Origin of the sequence: Methylobacterium cerastii (genome assembly GCF_022179125.1) — a bacterium.
Classification (GTDB): domain Bacteria; phylum Pseudomonadota; class Alphaproteobacteria; order Rhizobiales; family Beijerinckiaceae; genus Methylobacterium; species Methylobacterium cerastii.
In genome coordinates this window covers 1-24114 of record NZ_BPQG01000008.1, presented here as the reverse complement: position 1 = coordinate 24114, position 24114 = coordinate 1, and the positions used below count along the sequence as shown (strand labels likewise).

The 24114-nt window shown below is 72.5% G+C and carries 18 protein-coding genes and 1 other RNA gene; 8 read left to right on the top strand and 11 right to left on the bottom strand.

The window, feature by feature from the left end:
• The first annotated feature begins 69 nt into the window (after positions 1–69).
• Genes MFF13_RS04440 through addB form a run of 3 tightly spaced genes read left to right on the top strand, consistent with a single transcriptional unit; the run spans position 70 to position 4009 of the window.
• A complete protein-coding gene (locus MFF13_RS04440; RefSeq protein WP_147751023.1) occupies positions 70–348 on the top strand; it encodes a hypothetical protein in 279 nt (92 codons plus the stop codon).
• Entirely contained in the window at positions 345–812 is a 468-nt protein-coding gene (locus tag MFF13_RS04435; RefSeq protein WP_147830445.1) for a PIN domain-containing protein, read from the top strand. The genes MFF13_RS04440 and MFF13_RS04435 overlap by 4 nt, the downstream gene beginning before the upstream one ends.
• The gene (gene addB, locus MFF13_RS04430) at positions 809–4009 is read left to right on the top strand and encodes a double-strand break repair protein AddB (protein WP_238271057.1); all 3201 of its coding nucleotides are present in this window, start codon (positions 809–811) and stop codon (positions 4007–4009) included. The genes MFF13_RS04435 and addB overlap by 4 nt, the downstream gene beginning before the upstream one ends.
• Positions 4010–4351: 342 nt before the next feature.
• Here the strand turns inward: addB and MFF13_RS04425 are convergent, their stop codons facing one another.
• Together MFF13_RS04425 and MFF13_RS04420 are read right to left on the bottom strand one after the other, a co-directional pair.
• Complete coding sequence (locus MFF13_RS04425; RefSeq protein WP_147830446.1) at positions 4352–5290, bottom strand: dihydrodipicolinate synthase family protein; 939 nt, start codon at positions 5288–5290, stop codon at positions 4352–4354.
• A 77-nt stretch (positions 5291–5367) separates the two neighbouring features.
• On the bottom strand, positions 5368–6447 hold the full coding sequence (locus MFF13_RS04420; RefSeq protein ID WP_373322484.1) for a YeiH family protein: 1080 nt from the start codon (positions 6445–6447) through the stop codon (positions 5368–5370).
• A 155-nt stretch (positions 6448–6602) separates the two neighbouring features.
• Here MFF13_RS04420 and MFF13_RS04415 point away from each other — a divergent pair, with 155 nt between their 5' ends.
• Entirely contained in the window at positions 6603–6860 is a 258-nt protein-coding gene (locus tag MFF13_RS04415) for a hypothetical protein (RefSeq protein ID WP_147751020.1), read from the top strand.
• A 25-nt stretch (positions 6861–6885) separates the two neighbouring features.
• Here MFF13_RS04415 and sorB read toward each other — a convergent pair whose 3' ends face one another.
• The 7 genes from sorB to MFF13_RS04380 all read right to left on the bottom strand — a co-directional run bounded on the left by sorB (position 6886) and on the right by MFF13_RS04380 (position 16306).
• Positions 6886–7197, bottom strand: a complete 312-nt coding sequence (gene sorB / locus MFF13_RS04410; RefSeq protein ID WP_238271048.1) for a SorB family sulfite dehydrogenase c-type cytochrome subunit — start codon at positions 7195–7197, stop codon at positions 6886–6888.
• 12 nt (positions 7198–7209) lie between these two features.
• A complete protein-coding gene (gene sorA, locus MFF13_RS04405; RefSeq protein WP_147830448.1) occupies positions 7210–8412 on the bottom strand; it encodes a SorA family sulfite dehydrogenase catalytic subunit in 1203 nt (400 codons plus the stop codon).
• Between the two features lie 146 nt (positions 8413–8558).
• Positions 8559–9392 carry an S-formylglutathione hydrolase gene (gene fghA / locus MFF13_RS04400; protein ID WP_147830450.1) on the bottom strand — a complete coding sequence of 278 codons (834 nt, stop codon included), beginning with the start codon at positions 9390–9392 and terminating at the stop codon, positions 8559–8561.
• Between the two features lie 77 nt (positions 9393–9469).
• The gene (locus MFF13_RS04395) at positions 9470–10606 is read right to left on the bottom strand and encodes an S-(hydroxymethyl)glutathione dehydrogenase/class III alcohol dehydrogenase (protein WP_147751016.1); all 1137 of its coding nucleotides are present in this window, start codon (positions 10604–10606) and stop codon (positions 9470–9472) included.
• 225 nt (positions 10607–10831) lie between these two features.
• A complete protein-coding gene (gene addA / locus MFF13_RS04390; protein WP_147830452.1) occupies positions 10832–14278 on the bottom strand; it encodes a double-strand break repair helicase AddA in 3447 nt (1148 codons plus the stop codon).
• 137 nt (positions 14279–14415) lie between these two features.
• Positions 14416–15360, bottom strand: coding sequence for an NAD(P)H-binding protein (locus MFF13_RS04385; RefSeq protein WP_147754484.1), 945 nt, complete (start codon positions 15358–15360; stop codon positions 14416–14418).
• Between the two features lie 52 nt (positions 15361–15412).
• Complete coding sequence (locus MFF13_RS04380; protein ID WP_147830455.1) at positions 15413–16306, bottom strand: polysaccharide deacetylase family protein; 894 nt, start codon at positions 16304–16306, stop codon at positions 15413–15415.
• A 214-nt stretch (positions 16307–16520) separates the two neighbouring features.
• Here MFF13_RS04380 and MFF13_RS04375 point away from each other — a divergent pair, with 214 nt between their 5' ends.
• From MFF13_RS04375 to MFF13_RS04360, 4 genes are all read left to right on the top strand, one after another.
• Positions 16521–17798: an O-antigen ligase family protein gene (locus MFF13_RS04375; protein WP_147830457.1), complete on the top strand. Its 1278-nt coding sequence runs from the start codon at positions 16521–16523 to the stop codon at positions 17796–17798.
• Positions 17799–17842: 44 nt separating this feature from the next.
• Positions 17843–17939: signal recognition particle sRNA small type (ffs, locus tag MFF13_RS04370), an RNA gene on the top strand.
• Between the two features lie 90 nt (positions 17940–18029).
• Positions 18030–19973, top strand: coding sequence for a DNA polymerase III subunit gamma/tau (locus MFF13_RS04365; protein ID WP_147830459.1), 1944 nt, complete (start codon positions 18030–18032; stop codon positions 19971–19973).
• A gap of 66 nt (positions 19974–20039) precedes the next feature.
• Positions 20040–20363 (top strand): YbaB/EbfC family nucleoid-associated protein, encoded by a 324-nt coding sequence (locus MFF13_RS04360; protein WP_147830461.1) that lies wholly within the window; start codon positions 20040–20042, stop codon positions 20361–20363.
• Positions 20364–20372: 9 nt separating this feature from the next.
• Here MFF13_RS04360 and MFF13_RS04355 read toward each other — a convergent pair whose 3' ends face one another.
• Together MFF13_RS04355 and MFF13_RS04350 are read right to left on the bottom strand one after the other, a co-directional pair.
• Positions 20373–20810 (bottom strand): DUF3429 domain-containing protein, encoded by a 438-nt coding sequence (locus MFF13_RS04355; protein ID WP_147763909.1) that lies wholly within the window; start codon positions 20808–20810, stop codon positions 20373–20375.
• Between the two features lie 147 nt (positions 20811–20957).
• Positions 20958–24114 (bottom strand): hypothetical protein (locus MFF13_RS04350; protein ID WP_238271046.1); only part of this gene is annotated, 3157 nt, incomplete at its 5' end.

Here is a 24114-nt window from a genome sequence, read left to right as displayed (position 1 = left end):
TTGAGGAACGGAAGCGGAACCTCTAGATTGCTCGCGTCGAGGCTGGCCCTGGTCGCTGCGGAGGTCCCGGTGGACGTGAAGGAAGCGGTTTCCAAAGCGAAGGACTATGTCGCCACGGTCTTCGATGCCGAGCAGCCGAAGAACATCGGCCTCGAAGAGATTCGGTTCGACGACGCACTGAACCAATGGCTCATCACCGTCGGCTTTTCGCGTCCTTGGGACGCGTCGAAGCCGCTGGTGACGGCACTTGGGCGCGATCTCGACCTCAAGCGATCCTACAAGGTGGTGCACCTCAAGGATGACGACGGCCGCGTCGTCTCCGTCACCGACCGCCGAGTCGAGCCTTGAGTGCGAGACGCCTGTTCATCGATACGAACCTGCTTCTGCTGCTCTTCGTCGGGACCGCGTCGGAAACCTACATCGCCGCCCACCGGCGGACACGGATCTACACGATCGACGACTTCGCGCTGCTGAAGCTCCTGATCGGGGATGCGGCGGTCTTCGTCACGACGCCGAACGTCCTCGCCGAGACCTCGAACCTGATCCGGCAGTTCGACCAGGCTCGTCTCGCCCCCGTACTTCAGGCGTTTCGTGGCTATGCCGAGGCGGCAACGGAGACATATGTTCCAAGTGCGGTCGCCGTGAATGCCTCCGACTTCGACAGGCTCGGTCTCAACGACGTCTCGATCCTGGATGCTCAAGAGCCGGACGTGACTTTGATCACTGACGACCTGCACCTCTACCTGACGAGCGCGATGTCCGGCAGGAAGGCCCTCAACTTCACGCACGAGCGCGAACGGATCTTCGGTTGACCCAGATCGAACCGATCGAACCCTCCCACGTCTTCACCATCACCCGCGGCGCGCCGTTCCTGCCGACGCTGGTCGACGCGTTGCTCGACGGGCGCCTCGTCGGCGACCTCGGGGGCGACCCGCTGGCGCTGGCCGCCGTGACGATCTACCTGCCGACGCCGGGGGTGGCGAAGGAGCTGGCCAAGCGCCTCGCCGCGCGGCTCGGCGAGGCGGCGCTGCTGCCGCGGATGATCCCCCTCGGCGAGGCGGACGAGGCCGAGCTGGATCTCGCCGCGATGCCGCTCGTGGCGAACGCCGCCACCGGGCTCGACCCCGAGATGCAGAAGCTGGAGCGCCGGCTGATCCTCGCCCGGCTGGTGCAGTCCTGGGCGCAGGCGGTCGATCGCTCGCTGCTGCCGATCGACGAGGAGGTGCCGTTCCTGGTGCCGGCCTCGCCCGCCGACGCGGTGGCGCTGGCCGCCGACCTCGAAGGCCTGATGGACGCGCTGACCGTCGAGGGGCTGCCCTGGTCGGAGATCGCGGGCGCCGTCGAGGCCGAGTATTCGCGCTATTTCGGCCTGACCCTCGACTTCGTGCGGATCGCCGCCGAGAACTGGCCGCGGATCCTGGCCGAGCGCGGCCTCACCGATCCGGTCTCGCGCGCGCGCGACCTCGTCTTGGCGGAGGCCGCGCGGCTGACCCGCGCGCGGCCGCGCGACCCGGTGGTGATCGCCGGCTCCACCGGCTCGGTGCCGGCCACCGCCAAGCTCATCGCCGCGGTGGCGGGGCTGCCGCACGGCGCGGTGGTGCTTCCGGGGCTCGACCTCGACCTCGACGAGGCCGGGTGGGACGCGATCGAGACCGGCGCCGGCTTCGACCGCGAGGTCGCCCACGGCCATCCGCAGGCCGTGCTGCATCGGCTGCTCGGCCCCGGCTGCCTCGGCCTCGCACGGGCCGCGATCGTCGATCTCGGCGGCCACGATCCCGAGGCGACCGCGCGCGCCGCCCTGCTGTCCCAGGCCCTGCGCCCGGCCGAGACCACCGACGCCTGGGCGCGCCTCGACCCGGCCCTGCGCGACACCCTCGGCCGTGAAGGCCTCGCCGGGCTCGCCGTGGCCGAGGCCGCCGACGAGCGCGACGAGGCGCTGATCGCCGCCCTCGCCCTGCGCGAAACGCTCGCCACCCCGGGCCGGACGGCCGCCCTGATCACGCCCGACCGCGCGCTCGCCATGCGGGTCGCCGCCGAGCTCGCCCGCTGGGACATCGTCGCCGAGGACAGCGCCGGGTCGACGCTGAGCCGCAGTTCGGCGGGCCGGCTGGCACGGCTCTCGGCGGAGCTTGCCGTCGACCTCCACGCCGAGCAGGGCGACGCGATCCCGCCGCGGATCATCGCGCTCCTGGCCCACCCGCTGGTCGGCCTCGGCCTTCCGCGCGGCGACGTCGTGCGCGGGGCGGCGGCCCTCGAGATCGGCGTGCTGCGCGGCCCGGCGCCGGCCGGCAGCTTCCAGGGCCTGAAGGATGCGCTTGCCGCCCAGCGCGCCGCCCCGCACAGGCACCAGCCCCGCGCCAAGCAGCGCCTCTCCGACCTCGACTGGGACTTGGCGGCGGCGATCCTCGACCACCTGGAGGCCGCGTTCGCCCCGCTCACGGCGTTCGCGGGCGCGTGCGGCACCGAGCCTGCGTCCTGCGACCTCGTCGAGGCGGCACGCCTCCACGCCGAGGTCTGCGAGGCGCTGCTGGCGCGGCCGGCGGATGTGACGGAGCCGATCGCGGACGCCTCGCTGAACTGCCTCGACACGCTGTTCGACGACGTGCGCAACCTCGTCGGCCACCGCGCGGAGGCGGACGCGGCGCTGCTGCCGGGACACTTCGACGACTACCCCGCCTTCCTCACCACGCTCGCCGCCGACCGTACCGTGCCCTGCGCCGGTCCGGCGCCGCACCCGCGCCTGAGCATCCTCGATCCGCTCGGATCGCGCCTGATGCACTACGATCGCGTCGTGCTCGCTGGGCTCGACGAGGGCGTCTGGCCGGGCAAGACCACCACGGACGCCTTCCTCAACCGCCCGATGCGCGAGCGCGTCGGCCTCAACCCGCCCGAGCGCCAGCTCGGCCAAGCCGCCCACGACTTCGTGCAGGGCATGAGCTGCCGCGACGCGGTGATCACCCGCGCGGCCAAGCGCGAGGGCTCGCCGACCGTGCCGTCGCGCTTCCTGCAGCGCATCCGCGCGTTCGCGGGCGAGGCGGCGTGGGCGACGGCGCTCGACGCGGGTCGTCGCTTTGCCGGCTACGCGCGAGCGCTCGACACCGCGGCGGCGCAACCGCGCCTGACCCAGCCGAAGCCGAAGCCGGACCCGGCCCTGTTTCCGCGCAGCCTCAGCGTCACCGAGATCGAGACGCTGGTCCGCGACCCCTACGCGATCTTCGCGCGCCACGTGCTCGGGCTCGATCCCTTGGAGGCGGTGGCGGAGCGGCCGGGCGCGGGCGACCGCGGCACGATGATCCACGCGATCTTCAATGAGTTCGCGAAAACCTACCCGGATGTGTTGCCCAGCTTCGATCGCGCGCGTGAGGAGTTGACTCAGATCGCCGTAAACTCGTTCGCGAAAATCGAAGATATTTACCCCGAGCTCTACGCCGAGTGGTGGCCGCGCTACGAGCGCATGGCCGCGCTCTACCTGCCCTGGGAGATCGCGCGGCGGGCGACGCTCGCCCGCGTCGAGCCCGAGATCTTCGGCCGCTGGGCGATCCCGCTCGGGTCCGAGACCTTCACCCTGCGGGCGCGCGCCGACCGGATCGAGCGCGGGGCCGACGGCGCCTGCATCGTCGACTTCAAGACCGGCGCGCCGCCCTCGGCGCGGGAAATCTTCGCCGGCTTCTCGCCGCAGCTGACCCTGGAGGCGGCCATGCTGATGCACGGCGCCTTCGACGGCTTCCCGGCGGCGGACGCGGCGCCGGACCTGCTCTACGTCCACGCCTCCGGAGGGCGGAAGCCGTTCGTGCCGCTGGCGGTCAAGCCGCCCAAGGGCGATCCGCGCACCGTCCCCGAGATCGTCGAGGAGCACGCCACGCGCCTGAAGGGGCTCGTCGCCCGCTTCATGACGGGGCAGGCCGCCTACACCTCGCGGCCCTACCCGAAATACGCCAAGTCCTACGGCGACTACGACCACCTCGCCCGCGTCGGCGAATGGTCGCTCGGGGGTGACGGGGAAGGGTGATCCGATCGCCAACGGATCGATCCGGGATGCGGTTCTGGCAAACCCGGTTTCGGCAACCCTAGCCGTCGTCCCGGGGCGCCGAAGGCGGGCCCGGGATTCAGAACCGCAGGTCGTGCTCGATCCTGCGCTGTCGGCGGCTCTGGATCCCGGGCTCTGCTGCGCAGCCCCGGGATGACGGCGAGGGAGCGGGACTGATCGCGTTTCGCTTCGATGAGACGTGTAATACCGAACCTCGGTGAGCCCGACTCATCGAGGTTCGGCCCCCGCGACTGCGGGGCGGCGGTCGTTCGCCGGACCTCATGGGTTCTGACCCATGAGACTTGGTATAAGCGACGTGAGGCGTCAGACCGGGGCCAACGCGGCGCGGGGGTCGTGTCGGGCGAGGCGGCCGAGCAGGTACTCGACCTCCGCCACCGCCCTCTTGCCGAGGGCGCCGCCGGGCTTGCGCTGGGCGGGCGAGGCGATCAGTCCGCGGCGGGCCATCACGTATTTGCGGACCGCCAGCCCGATGCCGGGCTGCTGCTCGTAGCGCAGCAGCGGCAGGTGGGCGTCGAACAGGTCGTGCGCGGCATCGCGCTCGCCGGCGGCCGCCAGGCGGACCACGTCGGCGAGCATGTCGGGGAAGGCGTAGCCGGTCATCGCGCCGTCGGCGCCGCGCTCGGTCTCGAAATCGAGGAACAGGCCGCCGTTGCCGCACAGGATCGCGATGTGCCGCATCGTGCCGTCCGCCTCGAAGCCGCGGAGCGCCGAGATCTTCTCCAGCCCCGGCCAATCCTCGTGCTTGAGCATCATGCAGGCCGGGTTGTCGTTGACGATCCGGCGGATCACGCCCGGCGTCATCACCACGCTGAAGGTCAGCGGGTAATCCTGGATCACGAACGGCACGTCGGCGCCGATCGCCTCGGCGGCCTGCGCGTAATAGCCGACGATCTGGTCGTCGGTGCGGAGCGTGCTCGGCGGCGCGATCATCACGCCGGCCGCGCCCGCATCCATGGCGCTGCGGGCCAGCGACGCCATCGCGGCGAAGCCCGGCGCCGAGACGCCGACGATCACCGGCAGGCCCTCCGCCCGCACGATGAAGCGGCGGGCGACATCGAGCGCCTCGCCCTGATCGAGCTTGCCCGCCTCGCCCATCACCCCGAGCACGGTGAGGCCGGTGGCGCCGTTTTCGGCGTAGAAGTCGGTCAGCCGGTCGATCGAGTCGACGTCGATGCGGCCGTCCGCATGGAACGGCGTCGGGGCGATCGGGAAGACGCCGCGTTCGGAGGCATCCAGGCGCATGGGGTTCGATCCTTCGTGACGGCGTCGCGCCGGGGGACGCGGAGGATAGACCGTCTCGGCGCCCGCGTCGCAGCCGCTCAGGGGATGCCGAGCGTCCGGATCAGCACGAGGCTGATGCCGATGAGTAAGAGGAGCGAGCCGGTGACGGCGGCGGTGACGCGGCCGCCGACGCGGGCGAGGATGCGCACGTCGACGCCTAGGCCGAGCGCCGCCATCGAGACGACGGTGAGGAGGCCGGCGAACCTCGTCATCGGCAGCGCGGCCGCGTCGGGGATCAGGCCGAGCGAGCGCAGGCTCGCCAGCACCAGGAAGCCGACGATGAACCACGGCACCAGCCGGGTCAGGCTCAGGCGGCCGGGCCTTGTCGCGGCGCCGCCGTCGGCCGGCAGCCACCGGGCGATGACGGAGAAGGCCAGCACCACCGGGCCGAGCATCAGCACGCGCACGAGCTTCACCAGGGTGCCGACCTGGGTGCTGACGAGGCTGACCGGCACGGTGGCCGCCAGCACCTGCGGCACCGCGTAGACTGTGAGGCCGGCGAGCACGCCGTACTGGTTGTCGGAGAGGTGGGCCAGCGGCACGAACAGCGGCAGCCCGAGCACCATCAGCACGCCGAGCACGGCGGTGAAGGCGATGGAGGCGGCGATGTCCTTGTTGTCGGCCCCGATCACCGGGGCGACGGCGGCGATCGCCGAGTTGCCGCAGATCGCGTTGCCGCAGGCGACGAGGATCGCCATCCGCGCCGGCAGCGCCAGCAGGCGGCAGATGCCGTAGCTCGCCGCGATCGTCAGGATCACGGTCCCGACGATGCCCGTGAGCAGCGCCGGCCCCGAGGCGACGATCGCCCCGAGGCTCAAGGAGGCGCCGAGCAGGGTCACGGCGAGCTCGAGCAGCTGCTTGGCACTGAAGGCGATTCCGCTGCGGAAGCGCGGACCCGGCACCCAGGCGCTGCGGACCGCGATGCCGAGCAGGATCGCGATCACCAGGGCCTCGATGTAGGGGTGATCCAGCGCGCGCTCCTCGGCGGCCTGGACGCCCATGGCGATCCCGGTGATCGCGACGCAGACGAGGATGCCCGGCAGCAGCGCGAACGGGCCGGCGCCGGCGGTCGGCTCAGTGCGCGCGGATGTCGTCATCGGCTTCGAGTCAGCGCCCATGCGGCCTCTCGCTCGGCAGAATCCGCACCCCGAGGGGCGCTTGGGAAGGAACTTCCACGCCGAGGATCAGGCGGAGAAGAAGTCTTTCCTTATCGAGGAATCTTCGGAAGACGCAACCATTGATTCAGGCGCGCCCAAGCGCGACATCTTCCATCATGACCGCCCAGCTCGACCAACTCACGACAGCCTACGACCCCTTCGGCGAGCCGATGGAGATGTCGCGCGCCTGTGCGGACGCCAAGATCTCCGGAAAGTTCGGGAGCTACGGCGAGACGCGCCGCGCCGCGATTGTGTTCTGGGCGCTCGCGTTGCTGTTCGTGGGCGGCCGGATCTACCTGTCCGAGCAGACGCCGTCACACGGAGCGGTCGCGGAAGCGACATCGATGACCCTTCCGGGGACGGCCCTTCGCTGAACCGGTCCGCGTCGGCGGGACGTCCTCAGTAGGCGTCCGCGAGATAGGCGGCGATCGCTTTGCCGTCCGCCTCGTCGATCGGGGCGTGATAGACCTTGATCATCTTGGTCACCTCAGCATCCCAGAACGCCTTACCTTTGCCCGGCGGCTGCATCGCGATGTAGTCGGTCGAATGGCAGGTGAGGCAATTGCCCTGCGCCGCCGTGCGGCCGACCTCTTGGCCTGCGCTCGAACGCAATTCGGAATAGGCATCCGGCAACGCGTAATCCAGTGGCGCGGCCGTCGTTGCGCCCGCCCAAAGCGAGACCATAAGTACGATGTGGCAGCGAATGGACATCGATTCCCCCTTTCAGGCCGCTTGAATGCGGGTGGTCTCGACGACGTTGCGCATGTAGCCCGGCGGGTTCCACTGCGGCTCCATCGGCTGGCCTGCGCCATCCTTGGCTGTCGCGCGCACACGAATGGCATGCATGCCGGCACCGAGTTCGGTGGTCGCCGTCCAAGTCCTGAACGCGTAGCGGCCGAGATCCTGTCCGAGCTCGGCCGGTATCCAGGTGCGGCCGTCGTCCGTCGAGAGTTCGACGCGCGCGACGCCGGAGCCGCCGTCGAAGGCGATGCCGCGAAGCGATGTCGGCCCGGCCTTGACCTTGGCGCCGTCGCTTAGGTTCGTCACGAACGAGCGCACGTTCAACCGCGCGATCGGCACCGTGGCCGCAGGCGCCTTGCCCGGCTCGGTGCAGGCGCACGGCGTGTCCGGGATCCGGTAGGCGGACTTCATCCAGAAGCCCTCGAACGGTCGGTCGAGCACGGTGATCGCGCCGAGGTGCTTCACCCAGTACGTGCCGTAGAATCCCGGCACCACGAGGCGTACCGGAAAGCCGTTGAGAAAGGGCAGGTCCTGACCGTTCATGCCCCAAGCCAGCATCACCTCGCCGGAGCGGGCGTGATCGACGGTCAACGCCTTCACGAAGTCCGGGGTCTCGGGAATCACCGGGCCATCGAGGCCGTCGAAGGCGACCTGCACCGCGCCGGCTTTCATGCCAGCCGCGTCGAGCACCGCCTTCAACGACACGCCGGTCCAGCGGGCGTTGCCCATGGCGCCGTTGCCGAGCTGGCCGCCTGCGACGCGTGGCTCGACGAAGCCGCGGGAATTGCCGGAGCATTGGTTCACCGCGACAACCTCCATCGGCGCCATGCGCTTGAGGTCGGCAAGCGACAGCGCGACCGGGCGCTCGACATGGCCCTTGATCTCCAGTCGGTACGTCTCCGGGTCGATCGCGAGTGGGAGGTCGGCCAAGTGGTAGCGCACGAAGAAGGCGTCGTTGGGCGTGATCGCACCCTCGTCGAACACCGAGAACGGCGTTTCGAGTTGCGGCGGGCGGCTGGTGAGCTGGATCAGCGGGCGTTTGCCCGGATAGCGGACGAGGGCGCGCGCGCCGTTGCCGAAGGGCAGGGCGATCCGGTCCTCGGCGGCGGCGCGGAAGGGAAGCCCCGCGCCGATCGCCGCGAGCCCGGCCCGCATCAGCACCTGTCGCCTGTCGAGACCGGCCATGGCATCCTCCCGTCGCGACGTCCGTCCCGGATCGGGCGGCGGCGTCTTTGCGGAAGGTTATAGCATCGCGGGCCTGTAAAACCCCCGGCACCGGCCATGCGGCGCCGAAGCTTCGTGCGGTCTGTCAGGCGGCGGGCACCGTCCGGTCACTTCAGCCGGGCGGCGGCCCAGGCGATGTGGTCGTCCATGAAGCTGGAGATGAAGAAGTAGGAGTGGTCGTAGCCCTCGCGCATGTTCAGGGTGAGCGCGATGCCGGCCTTCTTGCAGGCCTCTTCCAGCAGCCACGGCCGCAGGCCGTCGTCGAGGAAGCTGTCGGCGGTGCCCTGGTCCACCAGGAGCTCGGGGAAGCGGTGTCCGTCCTCGATCAGCGCGGTGGCGTCGTGGGCGCGCCAGGCCGCGGTGTCCGCGCCGAGATACTTCTCGAAGGCCGGCTTCGACCAGCCCGCCGTGGAGGGCTGGGCGATCGGTGCGAAGGCCGAGCAGGACTTGAAGCGGTCGGGATAGGTCAGCGCGATGGTGAGCGCGCCGTGGCCGCCCATCGAGTGGCCGACGATGCCCTGGCGGCTCATGTCCGCGGGGAAGTTCTTCGCGATCAGCGCCGGAAGCTCTTCGGTGACGTAGCTCCACATCCGGTAGTTCGCGGAATAGGGAGCTTCCGTCGCGTCGAGGTAGAAGCCCGCGCCGGAGCCGAACTGCCAGTTGCCGGCCTCGTCGGGGATGCCCTCGCCGCGGGGCGAGGTGTCCGGCGCGACGACGATCACGCCGTGGCGGGCGGCGGCCTGCCGGTACTCGCCCTTGTCCATGACGTTGGCGTGGGTGCAGGTCAGCCCCGAAAGGTACCACAGCACCGGCACCGGGCCGTCCTTGGCCTGCGGCGGCACGAAGACCGCGAAGGTCATCGGGCAGGCGGTGGTCTCGGCGTCGTGCCGGTACACGCCCTGGACGCCACCATGCGAGAGGGCCTTCGAGACGGTTTCCATGGGGTGATCTCCTGATCGGGACGGTCGGGCGGGCATGTCCCTCCCCCCTCGAGGGGGGAGGGCGTACGCGTCGTGGCCTAGTAAATCACCACCGAGCGGATCGACTTGCCCTCGTGCATCAGGTCGAAGCCGTGGTTGATCTGGTCGAGCGGCATGGTGTGGGTGATCAGGTCGTCGATGTTGATCTTGCCCTCCATGTACCAGTCGACGATCTTCGGCACGTCGGTGCGGCCCCGCGCCCCGCCGAAGGCCGAGCCCTTCCAGACGCGGCCGGTGACGAGCTGGAACGGACGGGTCGAGATCTCCTTGCCGGCTTCCGCCACGCCGATGACGATCGACTCGCCCCAGCCGCGGTGGCAGCACTCGAGCGCCTGGCGCATCACGTTGACGTTGCCGGTGCAGTCGAACGAGAAGTCGGCGCCGCCGCCGGTCGCGTCGAGGATCGCGGCCACGACGTGGTCGTTGCCGACTTCCTTCGGGTTGATGAAGTGCGTCATCCCGAACTTCTTCGCCATCTCCTGCTTGTCGGGGTTGATGTCGACGCCGATGATCTTGTCGGCGCCCACCATCCGCGCGGCCTGGAGCACGTTGAGGCCGATGCCGCCGAGGCCGAACACCACGACGTTGGCGCCGGGCCAGACCTTCGCGGTGTAGATCACCGCGCCGATGCCGGTGGTGACGCCGCAGCCGATGTAGCAGACCTTGTCGAAGGGGGCGTCCTCACGGATCTTCGCGAGTGCGATCGCCGGGAGCACGGTGAAGTTCGAGAAGGTCGAGCAGCCCATGTAGTGGAACAGGGTGTCGGACCCGCCCGGGCTGCCGCCGGTGGAGACGCAGGAGAAGCGCGAGGTGCCGTCCGGCATCACGCCCTGGCCCTGCGTCGCGCGGATCGCGGTGCAGAGGTTGGTGCGCTGCGACAGGCACGACTTACAGCCGCGACATTCCGGCGTGTAGAGCGGGATCACGTGGTCGCCGACCTTCAGGTCGGTGACGCCGGCGCCGACCTCGCGGACGATGCCCGCGCCCTCGTGGCCGAGGATCGCCGGGAACTTGCCCTCCGAATCGAGGCCCGAGAGGGTGTAGGCGTCGGTGTGGCAGATGCCGGTGGCCATCACCTCGACGAGCACTTCGCCGGCCTTGGGCCCCTCGATGTCGATGGTCTCGATGGTGAGCGGCTTCTTCGCCTCCCACGCCACGGCTGCGCGCGTCTTCATGTCGGATTTCCCTGTGCCTGAACGATCACGGACGGCGTCGACAGGCGACGGCGCTTCGGCTCGCTCCGACCCTCGGCGTTCCCGTGACGAGAATCCGGCGGCGGCGATCCGAACGGCCCGAAATACGGGATGCCTGATGCTGGTTCTCGCGCGCCGACGCAACCGCCATTTCCGCAGGGGCCGCCCGCATGGGGCGCGGGCCGCCGCGAGATCCCCCTAGCCGCCTCAGGCTGCGGCGAGCCCGAGCCCGGCCAAAGCCTCGGCGATCTCGTCCTCGCTCAAGGTCCGGATCACCGGGCCGGAGGTCCAGACCAGCATCGGCCGGATCGCGTGGTCCGGGTAGATCCGCGCGAGCAGCCGGGCGTAGAGGGCGATCTGCGCCGTCTCGGGGCGCGGCGGCGGCGCGCCCTCGTCCGGCGGGCGTCCGGTCTTGAAGTCGGCGAGTCGCACGATGCCGTCGGCGACCGCGAGGCGGTCGATGCGGCCGAAGACCGGCCGCTCGACGCCCTCCACCACCACCCGCCCCGACAGGCTGACCTCGGCGCGCGCATCGCGGGCGAAGAGCGGCGCGAGGTCGGGCGTCTCGATCAGGTCGAGGGCCGCCCGCACGACGTTCGCGCGAGCAGGGCGCGGGAAGGCGGGCGCGCGGGCGGCCACGAACGCCGTCGCTGCCGGCTCGCGGGCGGCCGGCTCGAGGCGCGGCAGGTGCTCGAGCAGGGCGTGGATCAGCTTGCCGCGCCGGCGCGCCTCGGTGTCGGCCTGCCGTGGCGGGATCCGGCGCTCGCCGTCGGCCGCGCGCATCACCCCCGAGGGCGAGATCGGCGGCGCGGGGGCGGCCTCGGGGGCCACCGGCTCGCGCAGCCATGCGGGGAGCGCGGCGGGCTCGGGCGCCGGCTCGGCCGGCGCCGTGCCGGTCTCCGGGCCGGTCCCGTCCCGCCACAGGGTGACCGGGCCGTAGGCGGTCTCCACCGCCTCGCCCTCGCCGAACGCCTGCACCATCCCGGTGCGGATCATCTCGCACCAGGCGGTCGGCCCCACCGGCGTCTGGCCGCGGAAGGGCGCGACCACGAGCCGGTCGGCGGCCCGCGTCATCGCCACGTAGAGCAGGCGGTTGTGCTCCTCCCGGGCCCGCACGTGCAGGGTCTCGCGCGCGGCGCCGATCGCCTCGGAATCGTAGGGTTTCGCGGTCGACCACACCGGCGGCACGTCGCCCGGCATCGCGAGCAGCGGCGGGTCGTTGCCGCCCGGCGCCTCGCAGCCGTCGATCATCACCACGACCGGGGCCTCCAGGCCCTTGGCGCCGTGCACGGTCATCACCCGCACCTCGTCGCGGCCGGATTCCATGTCGCGCTTGACCGTGTGGCCGGCCTCGCCCCGCCCTCCGGCGCAGTAGCGCGCCAGGAAGCCGGCGAGCGAGGGGGCGTCGGCCCCGGCCTCCGCCTGCGCGGCCCCGAGCAGGAACACGTCGATGGCGTCGCCCGCCTCGCCCCCGAGGCGGGCGACGAGGGCGGCCCGGCCCCCGCCCGGCCCGAGGAGGGCGGCGTAGAAGCCGAACGGTCCCTGCGCGCCCGCGGCGGCGATCCAGCCGGCGAGCGCATCGCGCCCACGGATCGCCGCCGCGTCGCCGGCCGCCGCGTGGCGGCCGAGCGCGTCCTCCAGGGTCTCGGACCGGTCGCGGTCGGCGGCGATGCGGACGAGGTGGTCGTCGGTGAGGCCGACCAGCGGCGTCTTGAGCGCGCAGGCCAGCGTCAGGTCGTCGGCGGGCAGCAGCCCGGCCCGGCCGATCGAGACCAGGTCGGCCACCGCGATGTGCGCGCCGACGTCGAGCCGGTCCTGGCCCGCCACCGGCACGCCAGCGCCCTTCAGCGCTCGGATCACCTCCTCGAAGGCGGGGCCGCGCTTGCGCACCAGCACCAGAACCTCGCCCGGCCGCCAGACCCGGCCGCTGGTGTCGCCGGCGGTGACCCAGGTCCGCACCGCGCGGGCGATCCGGCGCGCGGTGACGATCGCAGGCGCGTTGGCCTCCGGCGCGTCCACGGGCGCCGCCCAGGCGTCGGGCTCGACCTCCTCCACGGGCTCCGCCACCGGCCACAGCTCGACCGTGCCGGGCGCCCCGGCCCGCGCCGTGGTGTGGACGGTGCCGACCGCCTTGTCCTCGAAGCCGAGGCCTTCGTAATGCTCGGCCACGCCGAAGGTGGCGTCCACCGCCCGCAGCACGCCGAGGGTCGAGCGGAAGGACAGCCCCAGCGCGACGTCCTCGAACTTGAGCTTGGCCGCCTTCGCCTCGCCCCGCCACTTGCCGTGCATGGTCGCGAACTCGCGCGGCTCGGCGCCCTGGAAGCTGTAGATCGACTGCTTCGGGTCGCCGACGGCGAAGCGCGTGCGCAACTGCTCGCGGGCGCCGGCCCCGGTGGCGAACTCGGCGGTGAGCCGGTCGAGGATCCGCCATTGCTGCGGGTTGGTGTCCTGCGCCTCGTCCACGAGGACGTGGTCGACGCCGCGGTCGAGCTTGTACAGCACCCAGGCGGCGTCGACCCGCGAGAGCAGGTCGAGGGTCTTGTGGATCAGGTCGTCGAAGTCGAGCGCTCCGAGCTTGGCCTTCTGCGCCTCGATCCGGCGGTGGATCTCGGCGGCGAGCGTGAACAGCGCCTCGGTGCGGGCGAGCGCGCGGGCGCCGCGCAGGGCGTCGAACAGCGGCACGAGCCGGTCGCGCTCGGCGGTCAGCGCCTCGCGCACGTCCTCGGGGACCGCCTTGGTGCCGAGGCTCTTGTCGGCCTTCGGCTCGTCCTTGGCGGTGAAGAACACCGCGCGATAGAGGTCGAGCCGCTCCGTCGCGTCGGTGGCGGCGTCGGCGGCGAGCAGGCCGTCGGCGAGCTTCTCGTCGGTCGCCTTCCCGGTGCGCAGGCGCGCGGCGAAGCCCGGCCCGTCGTCGATCCCGCCCTCCAGGATCGACGCCGTCACGGTGTCGGCGGTCTCGCCGGCGCGAAGGCCCAGCGCCGCGCCGAGCCGGGAGAATTGCGGCCGCAGGCCGCCGCCCGCGCCGAGCACCTCGCGCGCGGCCATCGCCTGCCGGATCGCCTTGCGCAGGGCCTCGCCCGTCGCCTCCGGCGTCACGAGGTCGAGGGCCCAGCCGAGGGCCGCGTCGCCGCCGACGGCGGCGGCCAGCACCTGGTCGGTCTCGTGGGCGAACATCTCGGCGGCGAGGTTCTCGTCCAGCACTGCGAAGCGGGCGGGCACGTTGGCCTCGAACGGGAACATGTGCAGCAGCCGCTCGCACAGCGCGTGCAGCGTCTCGATCTTCAGGCCGCCCGGCGTCTCGACCGCGCGGGCGAACAGCCGCCGCGCCGCATCGAGGTCGGTGGGCGAGGCCGCCCGGCCGGTGAGCGCGACGAGCTCGGCCGAGAGCGCCGCGTCGCCGAGGGTCACCCAGCGCCCCAGCGTCCGGAAGATCCGGATCGACATGTTGGCGGCTGCGGCCTTCGTGAAGGTGAGGCACAGGATGCGCGCCGGCGCCGCCCCGTCGAGCAGCAGCCGCACCACCCGGTCGGTGAGCACCTTGGTCTTGCCGGCGCCCGCGTTGGCCGAGACCCAGGCCGAGGCGCGCGGGTCCGCGGCGCGCCTTTGCGCGTCCTCGGTTCCGGGATCGACGACGAAGGCCTCGCGACGGCTCATGGACACCTGCTTTTCAGAAGCGGACTTCTCAGGAGCGGACCCGCGGCCCGCACGCGAAAAACCATCGGATGCGGCTGCGCGGAGCGCAAGCGCGGTCGGACTTCGCAGCGCGACGGTCGCGTCGGGTTCGGGCGTCCTCAGAATACCGCGTGGTCGCCGCGCTCGGCCACCGCCTCGCCGCGGACGAGCCGCGCGTAATGGTCGAACAGCGTCTCCGACCCCGTCGAAGGGGTGGCGTCGGCGTCGTAGCGCCCGGTCGCGAGGTCGAGCACGAGCATCGACTCGGTGGCGTAGTAGCGCCCGATGCGGGCGAGTTCGGCCTTGGCCGCCAAGGCCGGCAGAAATCGTCCGAGCGTCGCCAGCACGCCGACGATCACGTCCAGCAGCGCCACCGGCACGTGCGTGAAGCGCGGCGCGCGCCCAAGGAGCGCGAACAGCGCTTCGCCCTGGGCCTCCGGCGTGATCGCCTCGCCCGGCCCGCCGATCGGCAGCACCCGGTTGCGGCGCGCGGGATCGTCGAGGCAGTCCGCGAGGTAAGCCCCGAGGTCGTCGTCGCCGATCGGCTTGCAGGCCGTGAGTCGTCCGTCGCCGAAGACCAGGAACGGCTTGCCGCGCCGTACGCGCTCGACCTGCCCCGACAGCGATTTGAAGAAGGCCGTCGGCCGGACGATCGTGTAGTCGAGCCCCGACGCGATCAGCTCGGCCTCGAAGGCGAGCTTGGCGTGCTGGAAGGCGAGGACCGGCTTCTGGACGCAGATCGCCGAGAGCAGCACGACGTGCCCGACTCCGGCCGCCCGGCTCGCCTCCAGGGCGCGCACATGCGCTCCGTGGTCGATCGCCCAGGCGTCGGTGGGCAAGCCGGTGCGGGAGGCGAGACACGAGACCAGGACGTCGAACGCCTCGCCGCGGACGCCGTCGCGCGCCAGCGACGCCGGGTCGGCGAGGTCGACGCCCCGCGCGACGGCGCCCTCGGGGATTCGCGCGGCCTCCGGCGAGTGCCTGACCAGGCAAACGACCTCGTGCCCGCGCGTCACCAGCGCCCGCACGGTCGCGCGGCCGATGGTGCCTGTGCCGCCCAGCATCAGGACGCGGCGCGGTCTCACGCCCTCCGGCCGGTCCACCCCCATGATCGCTTTAACCCTTTGCGTCTGCCATCGCGCCCGCGGCATGCTCGGCGATGGCGCCGGCGGTGGTGAGCCACACCGCGTCGCGCTGTGCCGCGATGCGGGCGAGCGCCGCGCGCAGGGGCCTCAGCCGGTGCGGCTGGCCGACGATGTAGGGGTGGATCGCGATCCCCATCACCAGCGGCGCGTGGCGCGATTGCTCCAGCATCTCGTCGAAGGCGTCCGAGATCGCGTCGGCGAATTGCCGCCCGGTCTCCTTGCGGGCGACGATCGCCGGGATGTCGTTCAGCTCCTGCGGGTAGGGCACCGAGAGGATGCGGCCGCCGTCGCGGGTCGCGAACCAGACCGGCTGGTCGTCGTGGGCCCAGTCGAGGAGGTAACGATAGCCGGCTTCCGCCAGCAGGTCGGGGGTAAGGCGCGATTGCGAGATCCAGGGTCCGAGCCAGCCGGCGGGCGGCTTGCCCTCGTGCTCGGTCAGCAGGGCGGTGGCCTCGGCGATGAGCGCGCGCTCGCCAGCCTCGTCGAGGGTGCCCTGGCGCTCGGCGTTGGTGCGCCCGTGCCCGACGACCTCGTCGCCGCGGGCGCGGAACGCCTCGATCAGGCCGGGGCAGTCGGCGTAGAGGCGGCTGTTGACGAGCACGCTCGCCGGCAGGCCGAGCTCGTCGAGGAGCGCCTTGATCCGCCACGCGCCGACGCGGTTGCCCCAATCGCGCCAGGCGTAGTTCAGCACGTCCGGCTGCGGGCCGCCGGGGGCGAGCTCGGCACCGAGCCCCGACCCGAAGTCGAAGGTCTCGAGGTTCAGCGCGACGTAGACCGCGAGGCGCCGGCCATCCGGCCAGTCGTAGGTCGGCCGGTCCGGCAACGCGCTGTAGGAATAGCGGCCGTGGCCCTTCGAACTGTCCATCCGTCCTCCGGTCTCCGAACGCGCTCGGGGATGCTGCGACGGCAGATGGGGTCGGCGAGGCATGGGGCAACGGGGCGGCGTCCAATCCGTGGCGCCCCCAGCCCGCCGGGATCAGGCGTTCTCGTCGTCCGCCGTCGCAAGCCTTTCCAAACCTATCCCGTGCAAGGTCGGCCCTCTCCGGTCGCCGAGGGTGCCGGACTTCGAGGAGGCGTGCATGCGGATCGCCCAGGGAGGCATCGTCCCGGCCGAGCCGCAGCGGGCGGTTCCGGCGTCCGGAGGCGTGTCCCTGAGCCGGCTCGACCGGCTCGTGATCCTCGGCGTCGGCTTCGCGCTGCAGTTCAACGTGATGACCTCGACCTTCGGGCTGCCGTTCCTGCGCCTGTCGGACGCGCTGCCGTTCCTGACGATCCCGTACTTTCTGCTCCGTCCGCGCATCCTGTCCACGCTCCTGGCGCGGGCGCTGCCGATCGGCGTGGTCGTTCTGTTGCTCGTCGCCTCGCTGGTGGCGAAGGCCGACGTCCAGCAGGGCGACCTGTACCTGACCCTGGTGCTGCTGCTGTACTTCGTCCAGGCGACGCAGCTCGTGATCCTGCTCCGCGAGCCGGCGGCCGCCGACAGCTTCGCGGTCGGCACGCTCCTGGGCTTCGCCGGCTCGCTCCTGGTCCTGGTCGCGGCCTCGGCCGGCATCGAGCTCACCGCCGTCGGGCTTGCCGTGCCGACCGACGGCCTCGAGCCGGAATTCGTCCTGTTCATGAAGGACAAGCTCGGCGGCCTTTGGACCGCGGGCAACGAGACCGGGCACGTGTTCGCGTTGGCCGGCGCAGCGGCGGCCTACCTCTGGTACCGCACCGGCCGCAGCGCGATCTACGTGGCGTACTTCGCAGGCCTCCTCGTCAGCTTTCCGCTGACCAACAACCGCGCCGGGCTCATCCTGCCGGCGATCGTCCTCGGGCTGATCCTCCGCAAGAGCGTCAGCGTCTACGCCGTCCTGTCGGGGGCGGCGGTCGTCTGCGGGCTCGTCATGCTGTTCAGCGCAACCGGCTACGCGCCCGTCCCGGAGCAGCTCCAGTCGGCGATCGAGAAGCGGTTCGTCGCCGACAGCCACGCCGACAGCAACATCCTGGAGCGGCTCGATTCCACCGCGGCCGGGCTGCAACTCGCCGCGACCCATCCGCTCGGCCTCGGCAACGTCGCGAAGGAGAACCAGCTCCTGATGATGGCCGGCGTCGGCACGCCGCACAACGCCGTCGTCACCCTGGCCCTCCAGAGCGGGGTCCTCGTCGCGCTCGCCTTCCTCGTCGGGACGGTACGGATCGTGCTCAGCCCGCAGCGGTTCGGCCCGCTCGTGTTCTACACGGTGCTGTTCATGGTGCCCTCGCTGATGTTCGAGGAGCTCTCGATCAACCCGGTGTTCCTGTTCGGCTTCGCCCTCGTGCTCGCGGCCGCCGCCGTGACTCGCGCCGGCAGTCCCGCAGCCGCCGAGGCTTCGTGACCGGGCCGCTTGCCATCGCCGGAGCCTCCGGCCATATAGGCCGCGGGAGGTTGGCGAGGGACGTTTCACTCGCCAACCGGGTCAGGTCCGGAAGGAAGCAGCCCTAACGAGACCGAGCGGGTCTTCGTCCAGCCTCCCACCTCGTTCCACCGCAGGAACCGCGGGTCGAGCGGCCCGCAGCGGCGGCCAAGGCACGACCGCGAAGAGCGAAGACGCACCCCCGAAGAGCGCATGGACGCGAGCACCGGCACGCCTGACGACGAGCTGGGCCTGCCCGGGTTTCCGGCGCCTGCCCTCGCGCAGACGCCGTACCGCGTGCTGGCGCGGAAGTACCGCCCCAAGGATTTCGACGACCTGATCGGCCAGGGCGCGATGGTGCGCACCCTCGGCAACGCCTTCGCGGCCGGGCGCATCCCGCAGGCCTGGATGCTGACCGGCGTGCGCGGCGTCGGCAAGACGACCACCGCCCGCATCCTCGCCCGCGGCCTGAACTACGCGCCCGTCGGCGCCCCCGACACCGGCCCGACCATCGCGATGCCGACCCTGGGCGTCCACTGCCAGGCGATCATGGAATCGCGGCACATGGACGTGCTGGAGATGGACGCCGCCTCGCATACCGGCATCGAGGACGTGCGCGCGATCATTGACGGGGTGCGCTATTCGCCGGTCTCGGCCCGCTACAAGGTCTACATCATCGACGAGGTCCACATGCTCTCGGGCAACGCGTTCAACGCGTTCCTGAAGACGCTGGAGGAGCCGCCGCCGCACGCGAAGTTCGTGTTCGCGACGACCGAGATCCGCAAGGTCCCGATCACCATCCTGTCGCGCTGCCAGCGGTTCGACCTGCGCCGCGTCGAGGCCGACGTGCTCTCCGCCCACCTCCAGAAGATCTGCGCCGCCGAAGGCGTCGGCGCGGAGGACGAGGCGGTGGCCGCGATCGTGCGCGCGGCGGAGGGCTCGGTGCGCGACGCGCTCTCGCTCCTCGACCAGGCCATCGCCCACGGGGCCGGCACCGTCACGGCCTCGGGCGTGCGCGACATGCTCGGCCTGACCGACCGGGCCCGCATCCTCGACCTGTTCGAGGCGGTGATGCGCGGCGACGTGCCCGCCGCCTTCGCCGAGCTGCGCAGCCAGTACGAATCCGGCGCCGACCCGTCGGTGGTGCTCTCGGATCTCGCCGCCTTCACCCACCTCGTCACCCGCCTGAAGCTCGCGCCCGAGGCCGCCGCCGCCGACCCGACGCTGAGCGAGATCGAGCGCCGCCGCGGCGGCGACTTCGCCGCGCGGCTGCCGGTGCGGGCGTTGTCGCGGGCCTGGCAGATCCTGCTGAAGGCGGTGCCCGAGGTCGCGAGCGCGGCTCGGCCGCTGGCGGCCGCCGAGATGGCGCTGGTGCGCCTCGCCTACGCCGCCGACCTGCCGACGCCGGACGAGGCGTTGCGACAACTCAGGGCCGAAGCGCTCGCCGCCGGTGCGCAGGAGGGCGACGCACCGGCTCGACCAGCCCTCGACGCCCCGGCGCCCCGGCCGATCGCGCCGCCCCCGCCGATTCCGGCTCCGGCCGCGCCTACCGTCCCCGCGGCGCCCGAGCCAGCCACGCGACCCGCACCTCCGGTTGAGGCGCGCTCGCCCGTGGAAGCTCGGCCGCTGCCGCCGCCGCGCCCGGCCCTGGTCTCGCCGCCCGTCCCGGCGGCGCCCGCGCCCGTGACGCAGGCCCGGCCCGCCGAGCCGGCCGGCCCGCGCCTGTCGCGGTTCGAGGACGTGGTGGCGTTGGCCGACGCGCGCCGCGACATCCTGCTGAAGTCGGCGCTGGAGCGAGAGGCGCACCTCGTGCGCTTCGAGGACGGCCGCATCGAGTTCCGGCAGGCGGAGGGCGGGCGCCCGTCGCTGCATGCCGACCTCGCCAAGGCGCTCGAACAATGGACCGGCCGGCGCTGGGTCGTCACGGCCTCGCGGGAAGCGGGCGCGCCGACGCTGGACGCACAGGCCCGCGCCGCGGTGGAGAGCCGCCGCGAGAACGCAGCCTCGCATCCGCTGGTGCGCGAGGTGCTGGCGCGCTTCCCCGGCGCACAGATCGTGGACGTGCGCGACACCGCGCCCGAGGCGCCGGCCGACCTCGAAGCGCCCGCCGGGCTCGATGGGGCCGGCCTCGAGGATGTCGAAGCTGACGACGCCTGACGCTGGCATCCGCCAGACCGGCTCCCCAGATCACGTCCTCACCCCGCAACCGAGAGACCGACCCGCATGCGCGACATCATGGGCATCATGAAGCAGGCTCAGGCCATGCAGGAGAAGATGGCCGGCATCCAGGCCGAGCTCGACACGGTCGAGGTTTCGGGCGCCTCCGGCGGCGGCTCGGTACGCGTGACGATGACGGCCAAGGGGCTCGTCAAGGCGGTCGCGATCGATCCGAGCCTGATGGTCGCCGACGAGCGCGAGATCCTGGAGGATCTGGTCCTCGCCGCTGTCAACGACGCGCGGGGCAAGGCCGAGCAGGCGGCGCAGGAGCGCATGGCCGAGATGACCAAGGGCCTGCCGCTGCCGCCCGGGATGAAGCTGCCGTTCTGATCGCGGGCGTTAGGCGGCGACGAGCAGGGCGGCGCCGGCGACGCCCGAGAGCACGAGGCGCAGGCGCCCGAGCCAGACCGGGACGAGGCCGCGCCGGACGAGGTCCTGATCGACGATGCCCCAGGCGAGCACCAGGATGCCGAGGGTCCGCAGGTCCCACGGCGCCGGCGCCGCGAGCGCGGCCCAAGCCAGGAGCGAGGGGACGATGGCGATGAGGTAGTCGGCGTTGCCGGCGTTGCGCGCGGCGGCCGCGCCCCACCGGATGCCGCCGAGGAACGACGCGATCACCGCCCCGTAGGCCGAGAGGATCGTGCGCGGCGACAGGCCGATCGTGCCGAGGCCGCCGTCGCTGCCGCTGACGGCGAGGGCGGCGAAGCCCACGAACGGGATCAGCCCTGCGACACCGAGGAGGACGGCGCCGGTCGGTACGGGGGAGACGCGCGCCATCCGATCTCCGGTTTGCCCGCTGCGGATCGGCGGTCGCCTATCGAATCACACGATTCTACGAACGCCGCGGCAGAGTGGTTCCCGCACTGCGGCATCATGGTCAAGCTTCGCCGCCCCGGCCGTCGTCCCGGGCGGATCGCTGTGCGCTCAGACGCCTTTGCGGCCGGCCGGGGCGAGGGCCGGCGCCATCGGTGCCGGCGCGCCGAGGAGCGTCATCGGCCCGGCGGCGTCCTTCGAGACCGGGGGCTCGTTGACCGCGCGGTCGAGGCGGTGCGGCTTGAAGTTCGCGGCGAGGCTGCGCGCCGCGGCGAGGTCGGACGGGTTCAGCTTGGTCGCCACGTCGTCGCGCTTCTTGCCGGCATCCTCGTCGCCCTGTGCGGCGGCGGCGGCGAACCACGCGTAGGATTGCGCGAGGTCCTGGGTCAGGCCGAGGCCGCGGGCGTAGAGCACCGCGAGGTTGTACTGGCTGTCGCGGACGCCGTACTCGGCGCCCTGCCTGAACCACGAGGCGGCCGACGCGTAGTCCGGCTTGCCGGTGGCGCCCGGGTTCTCGGCGTAGATCACCGCGAGGTTGTGCATCGAGCGGGCATGGCCCTGCTCGGCGGCGCGGCCGTACCACATCTTGGCCTTGTCGAGGTCGCGCACGAGGCCGGCGCCCTTCTCGAAATGCCCGGCATACTTGTACTGGGCCGGCGCGTAGCCGGCGACGGCGAGCTTCTCGTAGAGCTTGGCCGCCAGCGACAGGTCGCGGGGCAGGCCGCGCCCGTCCGCAGCGCGCCCGGCGAGCTCCCAGACCGCGACGCCGTCGCCGTCCTGCGCCGCCTGGCGCAGCTTCGACAGGCCGGCGGGTAGGGCGGAGAGGTCGCCGGCGAGCGAGGCCATGCTCGACACTTGCGGCACCGCGCTCCTGGCCGAGGCCGGCTTCGCCTCGGCGGGGGTCGGAAGCGACTGGGTGGTCTGCGGGTCGGCCGGGATCGGGCGGGCCTCCGCCGGCATCGCCGGCTCGGGCTTCTCGGCCCGCGGCTCGGCCTTCGGCTCGGTCCTGGGCGCGGCGGTGTCGGCCAGCACCGTCGGCGGCTGGGTCGCGCGGGCGGCGTCGCCGTTCGAGGTCGGGCGCATGCTGATCGCCTGCAGGGCTCCGAGCGCGAGCACGATCGCCGCGAGGCCGAGCAGCAGCGGCCGGCGGCGGCGGTCGATCTCGGCGCGCAGGCGCGCGACGGGGCCGTCGCCCGCCGCCTCGACCACCGGCGCCGGCCGGCGGGCGGTGCGTGACTCGCGGCGCGCGGCCGAGAGGTCGGCCTCGGACGCGACCTCGGCCTGGGCGGCCTGGGCGGCGCGGCGCGCGGCGGCGATGAAGTTGGTCTTGATGTCGGCCCCGCCGTCCGCCTCGGCGGGCTCGGCGCGGTCGCGGGCGTGGCGCTCTCGCGGGGATGCGTCCTTGGACGGGCGCCCGGCGCCGGGCTCCAGCAGCTCGTCGCCGGCGCGCGACGCGTCCGGCGCTGTCGGTGCGGCGGCCGGGAGCTCCGGCCGGCGGGCGGTGCGGGGACGCGGCGCCTCGACGGTGGTGGAGGCGAGCAGGCGGTCCTCCAGCGGCACCGCGCGGGTGCCGATCGGGGCGCGGGCCGGCGCGGCGGCCGACGGTGCGTCGAGCCGCCCGGTCAGGCGCTCCAGGGCCGTCTGCACGCCTTCGAGCGTCGTGGCGAGGCGCTGGTCGGAGGCCGCCTGCCGGGCATGCATGTCGGCGAGGCCGGCGCGGAGCAGCCCGAACTCGCTCGTCTCGGCGGTCCTGCGCGTAGCACCGATGGAGTCGGCGACGGCGCTGCGGGTGGCGCGCGCCACGGCGGCCTCGATCGGCGCCTCGTCGCGCAAAGCGGAAACCTGCTCGAGCAGGTCGCCCATGGTCCGTTCCAGGCTCGCCAGCGACGGGTCGCCGCTGCGGGCGTCGAGCCGGTCGGCCAGCGACACGACCTGCTTCTCCAGGGCGTCGAGGCCGTCGTCGCCGGTGCGGGCGCCGACGCGGTCGACCTTGTCGGCGAGGTTGCGCAGCATCGCGTGGATCGATGCGACGTCGCCGCCCGGCATCGCCGGCTGGCGCAGGGATTCGCCCAGGCTTTCGCCGAGTCCTTCGAGCCGCCCGATCAGGTCGCCCACCGGTTGGGCGCTGACGCGGTCGACCTTGTCGGCGAGCGCGTCGATCCGCCCGAGGATCGCCTTCGAGCTGGCTGCGTCGGCGCCGCGCGCGCCGGCCTGCATCGCATCGAGCTTCGAGGCGATCGCATCGATCTGGTTGACGAGGGCCGGCGAGGTGGGAGCGCTGGCGTTGAGTCCGCTGCGGATCTCCTCGAGCAGCGGACGCAGGGCGGTGTCGCTGCCTGCGCTCGCGGCCTTCTGAAGCTGGACGATCTGCGCGCTGATCGCCTGGACGCCGGCGGCGAGGCTCTGGATCCGCTCCGGCCCGGCGAGCGCCGCGATCAGGCGGCGGATCTCCTCCAGCTCGCCGAACAGGTTCTTCAGCGCGTCGTCGTCGACCGAGCTGCCGCGCCCGGCGGCGGCCGCGTCGAGGCGGGTCGCCAAGCGCTCGACCTCGCCGGCCACGCGGGTGTGGACGTTCTCGCTCACGTCGTCGGCGAGGCGCTCGACCTGCAGGCGGATCATCTCCATCGGCTCGGCGATGGCGGCCAAGTCGGCCGGCGCCCCGACGCGCTCGACGCCGCTGGCCAGCGAGATCACCGCCTGCTCCAGGGCGCCGAGGTCGCGGCGCGTGGCCAGATGGCCGATCGATTCGCGCAGGCGATGGGTCTCGCGCCGAAGCTCGGAGACCGCGGTCTCGGTCGCCGCGTGATCCTCGACGGTGGCGTCGAGGCGGCGGGCGAGGTCCTCGCGCATGGCGGCCACGACGCTGGCACCGGAGCCCGAGCCGGAAACGGGGCCATCGCCGAGCTCGCGCTGGCGCTGGCGGATGTCCTGGACGGCGTCCTGGATCTCGGCCGCAGCCGGGCGGCCGCGCCGGCCCGGGGGCCGGGTGGCGGCAAGCTGCTCGCCCAGCGCCGACATGCGGCGTTCGATGTCGCCGAGACGTTCGGCGACCTGCTGGACCGGGGCCGTGCTGGCGCCGATCGCCGCGCCGATGCGCGACTCGATGTCGGCGATCCGGCGCTGCGCCGCGTCCTCCACCGACAGGCGCTCCTCCGCCAGGGTGCGGTCGAGGCCGTCGATGCGGGCGAGCAGCGTCTGGATGGTCGCGCCGAAGGCGCCGTCCGAGGCGATTTCGGGGATGGCCCTGGCCGCAGGCTCGGCCCAAGCT

Bases quoted from the DNA above. Each gene is read 5' to 3' on its own strand.
- MFF13_RS04425 (WP_147830446.1), bottom strand. From the start codon at position 5,290: ATGCGCCTGGATGCCTCCGAACGCGGCGTCTTCCCGATCGCCCCGACG.
- MFF13_RS04420 (WP_373322484.1), bottom strand. From the start codon at position 6,447: ATGGGCGCTGACTCGAAGCCGATGACGACATCCGCGCGCACTGAGCCG.
- MFF13_RS04415 (WP_147751020.1), top strand. From the start codon at position 6,603: ATGACCGCCCAGCTCGACCAACTCACGACAGCCTACGACCCCTTCGGC.
- sorB (WP_238271048.1), bottom strand. From the start codon at position 7,197: ATGTCCATTCGCTGCCACATCGTACTTATGGTCTCGCTTTGGGCGGGC.
- sorA (WP_147830448.1), bottom strand. From the start codon at position 8,412: ATGGCCGGTCTCGACAGGCGACAGGTGCTGATGCGGGCCGGGCTCGCG.
- fghA (WP_147830450.1), bottom strand. From the start codon at position 9,392: ATGGAAACCGTCTCGAAGGCCCTCTCGCATGGTGGCGTCCAGGGCGTG.
- MFF13_RS04395 (WP_147751016.1), bottom strand. From the start codon at position 10,606: ATGAAGACGCGCGCAGCCGTGGCGTGGGAGGCGAAGAAGCCGCTCACC.
- addA (WP_147830452.1), bottom strand. From the start codon at position 14,278: ATGAGCCGTCGCGAGGCCTTCGTCGTCGATCCCGGAACCGAGGACGCG.
- MFF13_RS04385 (WP_147754484.1), bottom strand. From the start codon at position 15,360: ATGCTGGGCGGCACAGGCACCATCGGCCGCGCGACCGTGCGGGCGCTG.
- MFF13_RS04380 (WP_147830455.1), bottom strand. From the start codon at position 16,306: ATGGACAGTTCGAAGGGCCACGGCCGCTATTCCTACAGCGCGTTGCCG.
- MFF13_RS04375 (WP_147830457.1), top strand. From the start codon at position 16,521: ATGCGGATCGCCCAGGGAGGCATCGTCCCGGCCGAGCCGCAGCGGGCG.
- MFF13_RS04365 (WP_147830459.1), top strand. From the start codon at position 18,030: ATGGACGCGAGCACCGGCACGCCTGACGACGAGCTGGGCCTGCCCGGG.
- MFF13_RS04360 (WP_147830461.1), top strand. From the start codon at position 20,040: ATGCGCGACATCATGGGCATCATGAAGCAGGCTCAGGCCATGCAGGAG.
- MFF13_RS04355 (WP_147763909.1), bottom strand. From the start codon at position 20,810: ATGGCGCGCGTCTCCCCCGTACCGACCGGCGCCGTCCTCCTCGGTGTC.